The organism is Consotaella salsifontis, from assembly GCF_900167365.1.
Taxonomy (GTDB): Bacteria; Pseudomonadota; Alphaproteobacteria; order Rhizobiales; family Rhizobiaceae; genus Consotaella; species Consotaella salsifontis.
Genome location: NZ_FUXL01000003.1, coordinates 227,235 through 243,911, shown reverse-complemented (window position 1 = coordinate 243,911; position 16,677 = coordinate 227,235). Strand labels below are relative to the sequence as shown.

General features: G+C 64.8%; 14 protein-coding genes. 4 read left to right on the top strand and 10 right to left on the bottom strand.

Going from position 1 to position 16,677, the window contains the following annotated elements; translation table 11 throughout:
• Positions 1-9 precede the first annotated feature (9 nt).
• Positions 10-2,484, top strand: a complete 2,475-nt coding sequence (torA, locus tag B5D38_RS05385; protein ID WP_078707350.1) for a trimethylamine-N-oxide reductase TorA — start codon at positions 10-12, stop codon at positions 2,482-2,484.
• A 114-nt stretch (positions 2,485-2,598) separates the two neighbouring features.
• On the opposite strand, the gene B5D38_RS05380 is transcribed toward torA, so the two are convergent.
• A complete protein-coding gene (locus B5D38_RS05380; RefSeq protein WP_078707349.1) occupies positions 2,599-3,990 on the bottom strand; it encodes an L-serine ammonia-lyase in 1,392 nt (463 codons plus the stop codon).
• 42 nt (positions 3,991-4,032) lie between these two features.
• Positions 4,033-4,479, bottom strand: coding sequence for a type II 3-dehydroquinate dehydratase (aroQ, locus tag B5D38_RS05375; protein WP_078707348.1), 447 nt, complete (start codon positions 4,477-4,479; stop codon positions 4,033-4,035).
• Between the two features lie 260 nt (positions 4,480-4,739).
• Between aroQ and B5D38_RS05370 the strand changes: the two genes are divergently transcribed.
• The 3 genes from B5D38_RS05370 to ychF all read left to right on the top strand — a co-directional run bounded on the left by B5D38_RS05370 (position 4,740) and on the right by ychF (position 7,350).
• A complete protein-coding gene (locus B5D38_RS05370) occupies positions 4,740-5,375 on the top strand; it encodes a 50S ribosomal protein L25/general stress protein Ctc (RefSeq protein WP_078707347.1) in 636 nt (211 codons plus the stop codon).
• Positions 5,376-5,409: 34 nt separating this feature from the next.
• Positions 5,410-6,162, top strand: a complete 753-nt coding sequence (pth, locus tag B5D38_RS05365; RefSeq protein WP_078707346.1) for an aminoacyl-tRNA hydrolase — start codon at positions 5,410-5,412, stop codon at positions 6,160-6,162.
• An 84-nt stretch (positions 6,163-6,246) separates the two neighbouring features.
• Positions 6,247-7,350, top strand: a complete 1,104-nt coding sequence (gene ychF / locus B5D38_RS05360) for a redox-regulated ATPase YchF (RefSeq protein ID WP_078707345.1) — start codon at positions 6,247-6,249, stop codon at positions 7,348-7,350.
• Positions 7,351-7,484: 134 nt separating this feature from the next.
• Here the strand turns inward: ychF and B5D38_RS05355 are convergent, their stop codons facing one another.
• The 8 genes from B5D38_RS05355 to B5D38_RS05320 form a co-directional block, all read right to left on the bottom strand.
• Positions 7,485-8,348, bottom strand: a complete 864-nt coding sequence (locus B5D38_RS05355; protein ID WP_078707344.1) for a 5'-nucleotidase, lipoprotein e(P4) family — start codon at positions 8,346-8,348, stop codon at positions 7,485-7,487.
• Between the two features lie 94 nt (positions 8,349-8,442).
• Positions 8,443-8,985: an adenine phosphoribosyltransferase gene (locus B5D38_RS05350; RefSeq protein ID WP_078707343.1), complete on the bottom strand. Its 543-nt coding sequence runs from the start codon at positions 8,983-8,985 to the stop codon at positions 8,443-8,445.
• A 76-nt stretch (positions 8,986-9,061) separates the two neighbouring features.
• Positions 9,062-10,012, bottom strand: a complete 951-nt coding sequence (locus B5D38_RS05345) for a cytochrome c1 (RefSeq protein WP_078707342.1) — start codon at positions 10,010-10,012, stop codon at positions 9,062-9,064.
• Between the two features lie 14 nt (positions 10,013-10,026).
• Positions 10,027-11,337 (bottom strand): cytochrome b, encoded by a 1,311-nt coding sequence (locus B5D38_RS05340; protein WP_078707341.1) that lies wholly within the window; start codon positions 11,335-11,337, stop codon positions 10,027-10,029.
• 20 nt (positions 11,338-11,357) lie between these two features.
• Positions 11,358-11,918 carry a ubiquinol-cytochrome c reductase iron-sulfur subunit gene (gene petA / locus B5D38_RS05335; protein ID WP_078707340.1) on the bottom strand — a complete coding sequence of 187 codons (561 nt, stop codon included), beginning with the start codon at positions 11,916-11,918 and terminating at the stop codon, positions 11,358-11,360.
• Positions 11,919-12,274: 356 nt separating this feature from the next.
• The gene (locus B5D38_RS05330) at positions 12,275-12,670 is read right to left on the bottom strand and encodes a hypothetical protein (RefSeq protein ID WP_078707339.1); all 396 of its coding nucleotides are present in this window, start codon (positions 12,668-12,670) and stop codon (positions 12,275-12,277) included.
• 139 nt (positions 12,671-12,809) lie between these two features.
• Positions 12,810-14,693, bottom strand: a complete 1,884-nt coding sequence (locus tag B5D38_RS05325; RefSeq protein WP_245318844.1) for an ABC transporter ATP-binding protein — start codon at positions 14,691-14,693, stop codon at positions 12,810-12,812.
• The gene (locus B5D38_RS05320) at positions 14,693-16,573 is read right to left on the bottom strand and encodes an ABC transporter ATP-binding protein (protein ID WP_078707337.1); all 1,881 of its coding nucleotides are present in this window, start codon (positions 16,571-16,573) and stop codon (positions 14,693-14,695) included. The genes B5D38_RS05325 and B5D38_RS05320 overlap by 1 nt, the downstream gene beginning before the upstream one ends.
• Positions 16,574-16,677: the final 104 nt, after the last annotated feature.

Here is a 16,677-nt window from a genome sequence, read left to right as displayed (position 1 = left end):
AGATTTGCCATGACGATGATGATCAAGAATACGTTGGCGAGCGGCGTTTCGCGCCGTTCGTTTCTGAAGACCAGCGCCATGCTGGGAGCCGCCGGCCTCGTCGGGCCGTCGCTCCTGACATTCGGCGCGCGCGCTGAGGGCGCCGATGGCGAAGTGATGACCGGTTCGCACTGGGGCATCTTCAAGGCCAAGGTCGAGGGCGGCCGCGCCGTCTCCATCGCCGCCTGGGACAAGGACCCGAAGCCGAGCCATCAGCTTCCGGGCGTTCTGGACTCCATCTACTCCCCGACCCGCATCCGCTATCCCATGGTGCGCCGCGCCTATCTGGAAAAAGGCCCCGGCGCCGAGCCCGAGACCCGCGGCAAGGGCGATTTCGTGCGCGTGTCCTGGGACCAGGCGCTCGATCTCGTCGCCAAGGAGATCCAGCGCGTCGAGAAGGATCACGGCCCGGCGGCGATCTTCGCCGGCTCCTACGGCTGGAAGAGCCCCGGCAAGCTGCATAACTGCCGGACCCTCCTCAGCCGCATGATGAATCTCGCCGGCGGTTTCGTGAACCACATCGGCGACTACTCCACCGGCGCCGCCCAGGTGATCATGCCCCACGTGATGGGCACGCTGGAGGTCTACGAGCAGCAGACGGCGTGGCCCGTGGTCGTCGACAACACGGAAGTCCTCGTGTTCTGGAGCGCCGACCCCTACAAGACCAACCAGATCGGCTGGGTCATCCCGGATCATGGCGGCTTCGAGGGCATGGAAGCCTTCAAGAAGACCGGCAAGACGGTGATCTGCATCGACCCGATCCGCACCGAGACGGCCAAGGAAATGAATGCCGAGTGGGTCGCGGTTCAGCCGCAGACCGACGTCGCCATGATGCTCGGCATCGCCCACACGCTCTACACCGAGAAGCTCCACAACCAGGACTTCCTCGACACCTACACCACCGGCTTCGATAAGTTCCTGCCCTACCTCATGGGTGAGAGCGACGGCACGCCCAAGACCGCCGAATGGGCTTCGGAGATCTGCGGCGTTCCCGCCGACAAGATCAAGGAACTCGCCCGCCTCTTCGCCTCGAAGCGCACGATGCTCGCCGGCGGCTGGGGCATGCAGCGCCAGCATCATGGCGAGCAGGCCCACTGGATGATGGTGACGCTGGCCTCCATGCTCGGCCAGATCGGCGAACCCGGTGGCGGCTTCGGTCTTTCCTACCATTATGCCAATGGCGGTGCGCCCAGCGCCGACAGCCCGGTCCTCAGCGGCATCACCGACGGCGGCAAGGCGGTGAAGGGTGCCGAATGGCTCTCCACCAGCGGTGCTGCGGCGATCCCGCTGGCCCGCATCGTCGACATGCTGGAGAACCCCGGCAAGGAGTTCGACTTCAACGGCACGAAGAACACCTATCCCGACATCAAGATGGCCTACTGGGTGGGCGGCAATCCCTTTGCCCATCACCAGGACCGCAACCGCATGGTCAAGGCGTTCCAGAAGCTGGATACGTTCATCGTCCATGACTTCCAGTGGACGCCGACGGCGCGCCAAGCCGACATCGTGTTGCCGGCAACCACGTCCTACGAGCGCAACGACATCGAGCAGGTTGGCGACTACGCTCTGAAGGCGATCCTCGCCATGAAGAAGGTGATCGACCCGGTCTACGAGGCGCGCTCCGACTTCGACATCTTCGCTGAAATCTCCAAGCGTCTCGGCAAGGAGAAGGAATTCACCGAAGACAAGGACGAGATGGCCTGGCTGAAGTCGTTCTACGACGCGGCGCAGGAGCAGGCGAAGCAGCGCCAGATCGACATGCCCGACTTCGATACCTTCTGGAAGGACGGGATCGTCGAGTTCTCGGTGCCGGACGAGGCCAAGGCCTACGTGCGTTACAGCACCTTCCGGGAAGACCCGCTGCTCAACCCGCTCGGCACGCCGTCCGGTCTCATCGAAATCTTCTCCAGCAATATCGAGAAGATGGGCTATGACGACTGCCCGGCGCACCCGACCTGGATGGAGCCAGTGGAGCGCGCCAACGCCAAGGGGGCCAAGTTCCCGCTGCACGTCGATACCGCGCACCCGATCTCGCGCCTCCACTCGCAGCTTTGCGGCACGAAGCTGCGCGAGACGTACTCGGTGGCGGGCCGCGAGCCCTGCATGATCAACACCAAGGACGCCGAGAAGCGCGGCATCGCCGATGGCGACGTCGTGCGTGTCTTCAATGACCGTGGTCAGGTGCTGGCCGGCGCGCTCGTCTCCGACGACATCCTGCCGGGCGTCATCCGGCTCTCGGAAGGTGCCTGGTACAGCCCCGTCGAGCCGGGCAAGCCGGGTAGCCTCGATGCCTATGGCGACCCGAACTGCCTCACGGTTGACATCGGAACCTCAAAGCTGGCCCAGGGCAATTGCGGCCACACCGCGATTGCCGATGTCGAGAAGTTCACTGGCGACCTTCCGAAGGTGACGGTCTTCGAAGCGCCAGCGGGCGCCGCCGAATAAGGCAGGCTCTCCCATGATCAACGCCGGCCGCTTCGGCGGCCGGCGGCAGTTGCCCGGTCGACCATCGGGCCTTTTGGGCACGGCGATTCATCGTCGTGCCTTTTTTTTTCGCGGTCAGCACTGCGGAACGTTGACCGCAAGCCCGGCGAGGCTCGTCTCCTTGTACTTGGAGTCCATGTCACGCCCCGTTTGGCGCATGGTCTCGATGCAAGAGTCCAGCGGCACGCGATGGGCGCCATCGCCCTTGAGCGCCAGCGAGGCGGCGGTCACGGCCTTCACCGCGCCGAAAGCGTTGCGTTCGATACACGGGATCTGAACCAGCCCCGCCACCGGATCGCAGGTCATGCCAAGATGATGCTCAAGCGCGATCTCGGCGGCATTCTCCACCTGGGCAGGCGTGCCGCCCATGACCGCCGTCAGGCCCGCCGCCGCCATGGCCGACGCCGACCCCACCTCCCCCTGGCAACCGACCTCGGCGCCGGAGAACGAGGCATTGCGCTTGATCAGACCGCCAATGGCCGCCGCCGTCAGCAGAAACTCGCGCACCGCCTCCCGGCTCGCGGTCGGATCGAACTTCAAGTAGTAGCGGACGACGGCCGGAATGACGCCGGAAGCGCCATTGGTCGGAGCGGTCACGACCCGCCCGCCCGCCGCGTTCTCCTCGTTCACCGCCAGGGCATAGACCGTCAGCCAGTCGTTGGCCGAGAGCGGCGAGAGCATGTTCTTCTGCCAATCGGCATCGAGCCGGCCGTGGATCGCCGCCGCCCGGCGGTTCACCCTCAGCCCGCCGGGAAGCTCGCCGCGCGCCTTGAGGCCGCGATCGACCGACTCATCCATCGTGTTCCAGATGACGTCCAGCTTCGCCTCGACCTCGCGTCGCGGATGCCGGCTTTCCTCGTTGGCCGCCTGCAGCGCGCCGATGGACAGCCCCGCACGGGCAGCCATCTCCAACGCCTCGGCGGCGCTGTGGAAGGGAAAGGGAACATCGTCGTCGCTCTGCTGTGGGCGGGCGGCGGCGATTTCCACATCGTCGGCGACGAAGCCGCCACCGACCGAGTAGTAGATGCGCTTGAGGATAGCGACGCCCGCCGCGTCCAGGCCTGTGAAGGTCATGCCGTTGGTATGCCCCGGCAGCGTCTCCTCAAAATCGAAGATCACATCGCGCGCCGGATCGAAGTCATACCCAGGATGGCCCGGCGGGTTCACGCGCCGCTCACGCTCCACCCGCTCCAGGACGGCGGGAATCGCCTCGGGATCGACCGTCTCGGGATGCTCGCCGCAAAGGCCCAGCACGACCGCGCGATCGGTCGCATGGCCCTTGCCCGTGAAAGCAAGCGAGCCATGAAGCGACACCACGATCCGGGCCACATGCGCGCCGCGCGGGCGGGGCCACTCGCCGTGGATAATCTCGTCCAGGAAACGCCGGGCGGCGACCATGGGCCCGACCGTGTGCGAACTCGACGGACCGATGCCGATCTTGAAAAGGTCGAAGACCGAAAGAAACACTCTCACCTCCCATGCACGTGGCCTGCCTTGCGGGCAGGCAGATTAGCTCTTTTGGCCTATATGGTCGGCAAGCGCCTCGATCGACATGACATAGCCAAACGGGCCGAAGCCGCAGATCATGCCGAGCGCGACCTTCGAGATGTAGGAGACATGGCGGAAGGCTTCGCGCCGATGGATATTGGAGAGGTGAACCTCGGCGACCGGCAGCTCCACGGATGAAATCGCGTCCATCAGCGCGATGGAGGTATGGGTGTAGGCGCCCGCATTGAGGACGATGCCTGAGTGCCGCCCCTTGGCCTGGTGAATCCAATCCACCAGGACGCCCTCGTGATTGGATTGGCGAAACTCGATGGCAAGGCCAAGGCGCTCGCCGGCGGCGCGGCACATGGCCTCGACATCGGACAAGGTGGTCGAGCCGTAGACCTCCGGCTGGCGGGTGCCAAGGAGATTGAGATTCGGGCCGTTCAGTACGAGAAGACTCTTCGCCATTTTCAGCGCATCCTCCTTCGCGATAACATGTCTTGACCGCGAGACATGCCCCGGTGGGGCGGAAAAGTCGAGCATGTGCCGCCGGAGACTGTCCGCGCCTTGCCGACGGCCGCGCCTGCCGCTATAAGCGCCAGCGTCCGCGCAGACACCCTTGGAGGCAGCGCGGAGGAGAGCGGCCCTTCCAGGCCGCTTTTCGTCGTGTCCAAAGGCATTGCCGGGCGGCGCGACCACCTCACGAACCAAACGAAGGACTTTCAGCCATGAGCGAGACCTACACGGTCAAGGCCGAGCTGCGCGAGAAGGTCGGCAAGGGGGCCGCCAGACACCTGCGTCGCACCGGAATGGTGCCCGCCGTGATCTACGGCGCCAAGCAGGACCCTCTTCCGATCGCCATTCCCTACAAGGAAACCTTCATGAAGCTCCACGCCGGCGGCTTCATGACCACGATCGCCACCGTCGAAGTCGACGGACAACAGATCAAGGTCCTGCCCAAGGACTACCAGCTCGATCCCGTGCGCGACTTCCTGATGCACGTGGACTTCCTGCGCGTTTCCGAGACGTCTGAAGTCACGGTGGAGGTGCCGGTGCACTTCGCTGGCGAGGACGCCTGCCCGGGCATCCGTCGCGGCGGCGTGCTCAACGTCGTTCGCCATCAGGTCGAGATCCACTGCCCGGCCTCGGCGATCCCCGACAGCTTGACGGCTGACGTCTCCAAGCTCGACATCGGCGATTCGCTCCACGCCTCGGAGGTGACGCTGCCCAAGGGCGTGCGCTTCACCATCACCGACCGCGACTTCACCATCGCCACCATCGCGGCTCCGGCGGCCCTCCTCTCCGAGGAAGCCGAGGCAGAGACGGCTGAGCCCGAGGTCGTGACGGCCAAGACCGAAGAATAACCCGGTCGTCGACACAACACGGGGAGTCCGGGACATGCTTCTGATCACGGGATTGGGCAATCCGGGCTCCCGCTATGCCGCCAACCGGCACAATGTCGGCTTCATGGCAGTGGACGAGATCGCGCGGGCGCATCGCTTCGGCCCCTGGACCAAGAAGTTCCAGGCTGAAATCGCTGACGGCACCATCGCCGGCGAAAAGGTGCTTCTCATGAAGCCCGCGACCTTCATGAACAATTCCGGCCAGGCGGTGGGCGAGGCCGCGCGCTTCTATAAGCTGACCCCGGCCGACGTCGTCGTCATCCATGACGAGCTCGATCTCGTTCCTGGAAAGGTGCGGGTGAAGGCCGGCGGCGGCAATGGCGGCCACAACGGCCTCAAATCCATCGATGCCCATCTCGGCAAGGACTATCGGCGCGTGCGGATCGGCATCGGCCACCCGGGCGTCAAGGATCTGGTCAGCCCTTACGTGCTGTCGGACTTCGCCAAGGCCGACCAGGAATGGCTCGCCCCGCTGCTGGACGCCATCGCCCGCCATGCCGAGGTGCTGGTGAAGGGCGAGGACGGGCTCTTCATGAACCGGATCGCGGTAGCGACGAGTTCGGAAGAACCGCCGTCCGCCAAGGGATCGGCCGTCGCGCCGGCCATGCGCGAGACGGCGCAAAAGGCGCCGGCGAAGGGCCAAAGCCATGTCTTTCAGGCAAGAGCCGCCGCCGCCAAGCCGAAGGTGCCGGCGAAAGGGCCGATGGCGGATATGCTAAAAAAGCTCTTCGGCGGCGCCAGAGACTGACAACGGTGTCCGGCGCCTTGACCGGATTTTCAATTGCACGGCCGTCTCGGCGGCAAACAAACGCAGATCAACAGGGAAGTTGAAATGGGCTTCAGATGCGGAATCGTCGGCCTGCCGAATGTCGGCAAGTCGACCCTCTTCAATGCGCTCACCAAGACCGCCGCCGCGCAGGCCGCGAACTATCCCTTCTGCACCATCGATCCCAACACGGGCGATGTCGCCGTTCCCGACAAACGCCTCGATACCATCGCCAAGGTCGCCAAGTCGGCCCAGACCGTGCCGACGCGCATCACCTTCGTCGACATTGCCGGCCTCGTGCGCGGCGCCTCGAAGGGTGAAGGTCTCGGAAATCAGTTCCTCGCCAACATTCGCGAAGTGGACGCCATCGTCCACGTGCTGCGCTGCTTCGAGGACGACGACATCACTCATGTCGAGGGCCGCATCGACCCCGTGGCGGACGCCGAAACCGTGGAGACCGAGCTGATGCTCTCGGATCTGGAGAGCCTGGAGCGTCGCGTCGTCGCCACGCGCAAGAAGGCGAGCGGCAAGGACAAGGACGCCATCCAGCAGCTCCCCGTCATGGAGGCGGCGCTTGCCAAGCTCCAGAACGGCGAACCCGCCCGCACCATTCTGCCCGATCTCGATCCCGAGGGGCGGCGCGAGCTTCGCAACCTCAATCTTCTGACCTCCAAGCCGGTTCTCTATGTCTGCAATGTCGCGGAAAGCGACGCGGCTGCCGGCAATGCCTATTCGAAGGCGGTGGAGGAGATGGCGGCGCGCCAGGGCGCCAAGAGCGTCATCATCTCGGCGGCGATCGAGGCCGAGATCGCCCAGCTTCCAGACTCGGACGTGCCGGACTATTTGGAGGCCATGGGCCTCGAGGAGCCGGGGCTCGACCGCCTGATCCGCGCCGGCTACGAGCTGCTCGACCTCATTACGTTCTTCACGGCCGGTCCCAAGGAGGCGCGGGCCTGGACGGTGAAGCATGGCGCCAAGGCGCCGCAGGCGGCCGGCGTCATCCACACCGACTTCGAGCGTGGCTTCATCCGCGCCCAGACCATCGCCTATGACGACTTCGTCTCGCTCGGCGGAGAGGTCGCGGCGCGCGAGGCCGGAAAGGCGCGCGACGAAGGCAAGGAATACCTCGTCGCCGACGGCGACGTGATGCTCTTCAAGTTCAACGTCTAAGGACTATCCGGCCGCACCCGGCTTCTGACGGATCATCTTCCCCCTTCATCCCCGTGTTTGCCACGGGGATGACGGAGAGGGAGGCGGAAGGAGCGGAGGGCATAGCGCACGAGCGCCCTGCCCCGCCTCCCGGCCTATTTCGCTGGCGCCTTCGACGTCCAGCCGTCGAGAGCCTTCACCTTCATCGCCCGGCGCTCCTCGTTCGAGAGCTTGTAGTTGTCGCCGAAGGCTGACGATTCCCATGAGCCATAGGTCGGGTTCGCCAGCATGAACCAGTCCTTGGTGAAGTGGTCCTTCAACTCATCGAACGCCTTGGCGCGGTCCTCGATCGAGCCGCCCTTGGAGGTGAAGTCGGAAAAATTGTCGCCCACCATCGCGATCACCCGGTAATCCTTGACAACGTACTGGCGGCGCGTCTCCTTGTCGGACTTCCAGTCGTCCTTCTCACCCTTGGTCAGGAACACGTCGACATTGCCGCCCATCGGAAAGCCCATCGCTTCCATGTTGTCGCGGGTCGCCGCCTCCTCCTTCGACGTGCGGTTGGACACGTAGAAGACCTTCACGCCCTTCGAATCGGCATACTTGATGTAGTCGAGCGCGCCGGGCACCTCCTTGGCCTCCTTGGCGTCGGTCCATTCCGTCCAGGTCTTGGAGCTGAAGTCGGTGTTGGAGGTGATCAGGCCGGCCTCATAGGCCGAATTGTCCATCACCGTCTCGTCGAGGTCGAGGATAATGGCAGGCGGAAGGTCGCCGGCGTCCTTCTGGTCCAGTGCGCTGGCGCTCTTGTCCGCGAGCGCCTCGTCCAAGCGGAGCTTGGCGAGAGCGTAAACGGCCATCGAGTTGGCCTTGTACTCCACCGAGGTCTGCATCCACAGCGTCGCGTTGAGCAGATCGTTCGGCCCAGTAGCGGCTTCGGCGGCCTTATCCTCAGCCGAGGCGAGCGATGGCATGGCGAGAGCGGCGGCGCCCAGCGCGGCGAGGAGGACGTGTCTCTTCATGGGAAAACTCCTGGTGGAATCGGCAGGAAAGCCCTGCTCCGAATGGCGCGCCACCGGAGCAACCAGCCAAGAGTTGCGCGCTTCGCCGCCGGCGTCAATCGCCCTCGAACTCAACCAAGGTGCGCACCGGCACGCCCAGCGCCTCAAGCTTCTTGCGGCCGCCGAGGTCGGGCAGGTCGATGACGAAGCAGGCGGCGACGATCTCGGCGCCCAGCTGGCGGAGCAGCTTGACGGCGCCTTCGGCCGTTCCGCCGGTCGCGATGAGGTCGTCGGTGAGGATCACCTTCTCGCCCGCCTTCACCGCGTCGCGGTGCATCTCGATCTCGTCGAGCCCGTATTCCAGCGAGTAGGCAACGCGCACCGTCTCATGGGGCAGCTTGCCGCGCTTGCGGATGGGCACGAAACCGGCCGAGAGCTGATGGGCGAGCGCACCGCCGAGGATGAAGCCGCGCGCCTCCACGCCCGCCACCTTGTCCGCGCCGATATCGCGGAAGGGCGCGACCAGCCGCTCCACCGTCTCGCCAAACGCGACGGGATCGGCAAGCAGGGTCGTGATGTCGCGGAACATCACCCCCGGTTTCGGATAGTCGGGAATGGTCCGGATCGCCCCGGCGAGATCGAACTGTGCGTCTGCCATCGACGTGTTCTTCCTTTGCAGACAGGAAAAAGGGGCCGAGAGGCCCCTTTGCTGATCGACAGGGAGTGGCGCCGCCTCAATGAGGCGTGTTGGCCCAAACCCGCTTCTTCACCAGATACACCAACGCCGCGAAGATGAGGAGATAAAGCATGACGACGAAGCCGGTCGCCTTGCGTTCGACGAGGTGGGGCTCGGCCGCCCACATCAGGAAAGAGGAAACGTCCCGCGCATACTGATCCACAGTTCCGGGCGTGCCATCATCATAGGTCACGGCGTCGGCCGACAGCGGCGGCGGCATGGCCAGAGCCGGCCCGCCGATGAAGTAGGGGTTGAAGTGGGTTCCCGGCTGGATGACGGTTCCCGGCGGCGGATTCTGCCCATAGCCGGTCAGCAGCGCGTGGATATAGTCCGGGCCGGCTTCCTGATACTGCGTGACGGTATCGAAGACGAAGCGCGGGAAGCCCCGCTCCACCGCACGAGCCTTGGCGATCAGCGACAGGTCCGGCGGCGCCGCGCCATTGTTCGCGGCAGCGGCCGCCTCGGGGTTGGCGAAGGGCGACGGGAAGTGGTCCGAAGGAATCGCCGGACGCTCGAACATGTCGCCGTCGCCGTTCGGCCCGTCGGTGACCGTGTAATCGCCAGCGATCGCCTTTACTTGGTCCTCGCTGTAGCCAAGAGCCTCAAGGTTGCGGAAGGCCACCAACTCCATCGAGTGGCAGGCCGCGCACACTTCCTTGTAGACCTTGTAGCCGCGCTGAAGCTGCTGGAGATCCCAGTGGCCGAAAGGTCCGGCGAAAGTCCAGGCGAGCTCAGCGGGCCGCTTCAGCGGGTAATGGGGGGTCTCATGTTCCCCCTCCTCTGCCGCGGCTTCATCGCCGGCGACATTGGAAGTCACCTCGCTCTCGCTCGGGGCGGGTGCGGCGGCCTGGGGCGAGGGCGAAGCCGCTTCGCCCTCCTTGTCCTGTGCATGGGCCGCCGGAATGATCATCAGTCCGCCGGCGAGCAGGGCTGCAAGAAGCTTTTTCATCTCAAGTCGCCCCCTCAGCGATTTTCCGGTGCCGATACCGAGCCCGATGGCGGCGCAGCCCCGGCGGCGGTCCCGCTGGCATAGTTCGGTCCGAGCACGGCCTCTGCGATGGAAGCCGGCAGCTTCCTCGGCGTCTCGACCAGGCCGAGCACCGGCAGGATCACGAGCCAGTGGGCGAAGTAGTAGATGGTGCCGATGAGCGCGAGCGTCGGATAGATGCCTTCAGCGGGGCGCGAGCCCAGCCAGCCGAGGAAGATGGTGTCCACCACCAAGACCCAAAAGAAGATCCGGTAGATCGGCCGGTAGACGGCCGAGCGGACGCGGCTCGTGTCCAGCCAGGGAAGGAAGAACAGGACGATGATCGAGCCGAACATCACCAGCACGCCGCCGAGCTTGGAGTCGATCGGCCCGATGTTGAAGGTGATGGCGCGCAGCATCGCGTAGAACGGCAGGAAGTACCACTCCGGCACGATGTGGGCCGGCGTCTTCAGCGGGTTCGCAGGAATGTAGTTGTCCGGATGCCCTAGGAAGTTGGGCATGTAGAACACGAACCAGCAATAGAAGAGCAGGAAGACGACCATGCCGAGACCATCCTTGATGGTGGCATGCGGCGTAAAGGGCACCACGTCGTCCTTGGTCTTGACCTCGACACCCGTCGGATTGGTCTGCCCGGTGACATGCAGCGCCCAGATGTGGAGGATCACCACGCCGGCGATCATGAAGGGCAGCAGATAGTGCAGCGAGAAGAAGCGGTTGAGCGTGGCGTTGTCGACCGCGAAGCCGCCGAGCAACAGCTGCTGGATCGGGTCGCCGATGATCGGAAAGGCAGTGAAGAACCCGGTGATAACCGTGGCGCCCCAGAAGCTCATCTGCCCCCAGGGGAGCACGTAGCCCATGAAAGCCGTGGCCATCATCAACAGGAAGATCACGACGCCGAGAATCCAGAGAATCTCGCGAGGCGCCTTGTAGGAGCCGTAATAGAGACCCCGGAAGATGTGGATATAGACGGCGACGAAGAAGAACGAGGCGCCGTTGGCATGCATGTAGCGCATCAGCCAACCCCAGTTCACGTCGCGCATGATCTGCTCGACGGAATGGAAGGCCAGCGCCGAATTGCCGCTGTAATGCATCGCCAGGACCACGCCCGTGACGATCTGAATCCCCAGCATCAGGGAAAGAATACCGCCGAACGTATAGGCGTAGTTCAGATTGCGCGGCACCGGAAAGGCGACGAACGAATCGTAGACCAGACGCGGCAGCGGCAGGCGGGCATCCACCCACCGCATGAACCGGTTTGTCGGCACGTAGGAAGAATGACCGCTCATGTCTTCAGCTTTCCCCCTCGTCAGCCGATGCGAAGCGTGGTGTCGGAAGTAAACTCGAATGGCGGAATCGCCATGTTCTCGGGCGCCGGGCCGCTGCGGATGCGGCCAGCGGTATCATAGGTCGAGCCGTGGCAGGGGCAGAACCAGCCATCGTAATCGCCCGACTGGCCAAGCGGGATACAGCCGAGATGGGTGCACACGCCCACCATCACCAGCCAGTTTTCCTTGCCTGGCGCGGCGCGGTTCTCGTCCGTCGCCGGCGCGTCGCTCGGCAAATTGGCGTTACGCGCGACCGGGTCCTTGAGGTCGCCGAGCGGAGCGCCCTTGGCTGCCTTGACCTCCTCGTCGGTGCGCTGACGGATGAAGACCGGCCGTCCCCGCCACTTGGCGGTGATCGACTGTCCCGGCGCGACCTGACTGACATCGACCTCGATCGAGGCGAGCGCGAGCGTGGCGGCATCCGGGTTCATCTGATCGATGAACGGCCAAATGGCCGCCGCCGCGCCGACGGCCGCGACGGCACCCGTCGCGATTAAGAGAAAGTCCCGGCGAGTCGGCTCGATGGGATGATCGACACTCAATGAACGGCCTCCTCTCGATCGTGGGCGTTTTGTTTCACGCCTGATCCTGTGGCAGCTGGAAGTTGTTGTCAGGTGCGCTGTCTTGCCGCAACTCCCCGGCGTGTCCTCTTAGTCGGGCCACCAAGCGATGTCCAGCCGCAGAAGAGCTGCGGCACGGGGCCCGGCCACTGGATAGTGGGGCGTTCTGTTGCAACGGTAAGGCAGTGCTGGACACTGATGGCGGGAACTCGATTTAGAACGATTCTCGGTGTTTAGCGGGTTATCAATGCATTCGTCCAGGCGCGACGGGACACACCGGCGCACTTTTGCCGCCAATCGCGATTTCGACAAACGAAGTTGACAGATCGTCGCACCCTTCAGACGTCGGACTGGGGCCCCGGTTCGGCAGCGGGAACGCGCTGGCGTTCCTCCAGCCAGGGCAGCTTGAACGGCGAGATGATGAAGGTGTGTCCGCTGTGGATCTGCTTCCAGACGAAGCCGTAGATGAACTGTCCCTCATGCGGCAGCCAGAAGACGTGCGGCTTCGCGCCGTCGCTGTAGCTGCCTTCCCAGCCATGCTCGCGCGCGAGCTCCCGTGCCTTCTCGAAGTCCGCGAGGAAGGTCGTGGCGGTGCCGACGTCGCTCTCTTCGCCGTAGCCGTCGATCATTTCCGCCGCCTCGGTCTTGGCGAACTCCGACGCCACGTCCGCGACCGCGGGAAGTAACGACCAGCCGAAGTCGATGGGCGCGGTGCAGTAGACGTACCAGTCCATGCTTTTCTCCTGCGTGAAGAACCTGACGAGGGCGTGAGCCGATACCGTCGATCACAGGAGCCTTGCCTACCAACTAAACCTTAAGGTCCTGCTTCGACGATGCCTTGCTGCGCGATCTGCATGCTTCAAGCCGCCGCCCCTATTGTGCGGCCTCGGCGCCGATGAAGCCGCCGGATTGGCGCTCCCAAAGCTCGGCATAAAGCCCGCCGGCCGCCACCAGCTCGCGATGGCTGCCCGCTTCGACGATCCGTCCCTTGTCGATGACGATCAGGCGATCCATCGCCGAAAGGGTCGACAGGCGGTGAGCGATGGCCAGAACCGTCTTGCCCTCCATCATGGTGGAGAGGTTATCCTGGATCGCGGCCTCCACCTCCGAATCAAGGGCCGACGTCGCCTCGTCGAGAATCAGGATCGGTGCGTTCTTCAGGAGCACCCGCGCGATCGCGATTCGCTGGCGCTGCCCGCCGGAGAGCTTGATGCCGCGCTCGCCGACATGGGCGGCGTAGCCTTGCCGGCCGCTCGGATCGCGCAGCGAAGGAATGAAATCCTCCGCGTTGGCCCGCGCCGCGGCTTCCAGCACCTCGTCGTCGTCCGCATCGGGGCGGCCGAAGGTGATGTTGTCGCGAATCGAGCGGTGAAGCAGCGAGGTATCCTGCGTGACGACGCCGATCGCGGCGCGCAGCGATGTCTGCGTGACGCCGGCGATATCCTGACCGTCGATGAGAATGCGCCCGCCTTCCAGGTCGTAGAGGCGCAGGAGCAGGTTGACCAAGGTTGTCTTGCCCGCGCCCGAGCGACCGACCAGACCGACTTTCTCGCCGGAGCGGATATGGAGCGAGAAGTCATCGATGATGCCGCTGCCCTTGCCGTAGTGAAAGGTGATACCCTCGAAGCGGATGTCTCCGGGGCCCCGCCGGAGCGCCACGGCGTCGGCGCGGTCCGTCAGCGCCGGCGCGACGGCGATGGTCGAGACGGCATCCTGGATCGTGCCGTAGTCGCGCACGAGGCCGTTGATGTTGAACATCATCCAGCCCGACATCTGGTTGAGGCGAAGCACCAGCGAGAGCGCCGTCGCCACGCCGCCGGTGGAGACGGTGCCGGCCCGCCAGCCGATCAGCGCGGCGATGCCGACACCGGTCATCATCAGGCCGTTGAGCGCCGTTACGGCAAAGCGCACCGTGGTGATGGCGCGGGTCAGACGACGCACCGCCTCGACATAGCGCGCGAAGCCGTCCTTGACGAAGCCGTCCTCGCTGCGGCTGGCGTCAAAGAGCTTGACGGACAGGATGTTGGTGAAGCTGTCGACCACCCGTCCCGACCAGACCGAATTGGCGTTGGCGCGCTCGCGGCCCCTTTGGCGAATGCGCGGCAGAAGACGAGTGATGATCCAGTAGTAGCCGACGCACCACAGCGCGAGTACGCCGGTCATCCAAGGATCCAGCGTGGCGAGAATGGTGCCGGTCAGCACGACGAAGGTAAGAAACGACCAGAAGGACTGGAGCAGCGTCGTGACGAAGTCGCCCGTCGCCTGCCCGACCTGCTGCACCTTCTGGGCGAGCCTCCCGGCAAAGTCGTTCTGGAAGAAGGTGTAGGGCTGGTCCATCAGCCGCCGATAGGCCTGCCAGCGGATAAGGTTGATCAGGCTGGGCGAGATCACCTGCTGTTCGAGGATCGAGGCGGCAAGGACGACGACGACCCGCACCACCAGGACGAGGAGAGCAAGCCCCGCCAAAAGCCAGCCCTCGCGCCGAAGCAGCTCATCCGGCGGCACCCGTCCCAGCGCGTCGACGATCCAGCCGACGCCGGTGAACATCCCCGCCTCGACGGCGCCGGAAAGGCCGCCGGTAACGAGAAGGCCGATGAGCGGCCATTTTGCCGCCAGCGAAAAATGCCAGATGAAGCGGTTGGTTTCTGACGGAAGCGGCGTCAGATGGCCCGTGCGCTGCGAGAGCGCGTCTCCCTCCGGCGCACCATCGCCGAAGGGATCGATATGATTCTCGAAGCGCTCGAGAAAACGGTCCATCACTCCGCCGCCGAACGGGCCGGCGCGCCATCGGCCTCCTCATCGCCAGGATCGATGAAGCCGCCCGCCTGCCGCGCCCAAAGCTGGGAATAGAGCCCCCCCGCCGCGATCAGCTCGCCATGGGTGCCTTCCTCGATGATCTGTCCCTTGTCGAGCACGACCAGGCGATCGAGAGCCGCGATGGTGGAGAGGCGATGGGCGACGGCGATGACGGTCTTTCCCTCCATCAGGCGATAGAGATTCTCCTGGATCGCCGCCTCGACCTCCGAGTCGAGCGCCGAGGTCGCCTCGTCGAGAAGCAGGATCGGCGCATCCTTCAGCATGACGCGGGCGATGGCGATGCGCTGGCGCTGGCCGCCGGAAAGCTTGACGCCGCGCTCACCCACCTCTGCCTCGAGCGCGCGATTGCCGTGGCTGTCCACCAGTTCCTTGATGAACTCGCCGGCGCTTGCCCGCGCGATCGCCCGCTCGAGATCCGCCGGGTCGGCATCCGGCCTGCCATAGAGGATGTTCTCGCGAATGGAGCGGTGGAGCAGCGACGTATCCTGCGTCACCATGCCGATGCGGCTGCGCAAGGAGGTCTGCGTCACCTGCGAGATGTCCTGGCCGTCGATGAGGATGCGCCCGCCCTCCACGTCGTAGAAACGCAGAAGCAGGTTGAGCAGCGTCGACTTGCCGGCGCCCGAGCGACCAACCAACCCCACCTTCTCGCCAGGGCGGATATCGAGCGAGAAGTTCTTGATCACCCGGTCGGAGCCGCGCTTCTTGCCATAGGCGAAGGTGACGTTCTCGAAGCGGATCGCCCCGTCCTTGACGTCCAGGGCCTTGGCCTGGCTGCTGTCCTCGATCGCGTGGGTGCGGGCGAAGGTGCCCATGCCGTCCTGGACGGTGCCGATGTTCTCGAAGAGCTGGGCGACCTCCCACATGATCCACTGCGCCATGCCGTTCAGCCGAAGCACGAGGCCCACGGCGACCGCGACGGCGCCGATGGTGATGAGGCCGTTCACCCAAAGACCGATGCCGAAGGCGCTGACGGCGAAGAGCAACAGGGCGTTGAGGGCATAGAGGCTGGTCTGGAAGCCCGTGACCATGCGCATCTGGCTATGCACGGTGCCGAGAAAGGTGGTCATGGAGTCTTTGGCGTGGACCGCCTCGCGCTCGGTATGGGCGAAGAGCTTGACGGTGGAGATGTTGGTGTAGGCGTCAACCACCCGCCCCGTCATCGCGGCGCGCGCGTCGGCCTGCCGCGCGGCGATCTTGCCCAGGCGCGGCACGAAATAGCGCAGCATGACGACGTAGAGCGCGAGCCAGCCGACAAAGGGCAGAGCCAGACGCCAGTCGGCGGCGGCCACCAGCACGAGCATGCCGGTGAAATAGACGCCGATATAGACGAAGATGTCGACCAGCTTCATGATCGCCTCGCGCAGGGCGAGGGCCGTCTGCATCAGCTTGGTCGAGATGCGACCGGCGAACTCGTCCTGGAAGAAGGCGATGGACTGGTCGAGCAGCCAGTTGTGGACCGTCCAGCGGAAGCGCATCGGGAAGTTTCCCGCCAGCGACTGGAAGGTCACGAGCGAGTGCAGGAAGGCAACGCCCGGCAAGATCACGAGGATGACGAACGCCATCCCCGCCAGCGTCCAGGCCTCATCGGCAAGGAAGGTCTCCGGATTGGCCGAGGACAGCCAATCCACGAGACTGCCCAGGAAGCCGAACAGCGAGACTTCGAGAACCGAGATGACGGCGGAGGTCGCCGCCATCAGAGCCAGCGCCGGCCAGACCGGGCGGGCATAGTGCCAGGCGAAGGCGAGAAGCTTGGCGGGCGGCCGATCCGTGCGGTCGTCGGGGAACGCGTCGACCCAGCGTTCGAAGAATTGAAACATCGATGTCTTTCCGAATTCGTCTTGCGCCGGTGCGTACCGGCCGATGCGAGCGCACAGGCGGCGAACACGCTCCAGCCCGGCACATATAGGGAACATTTCAGCGG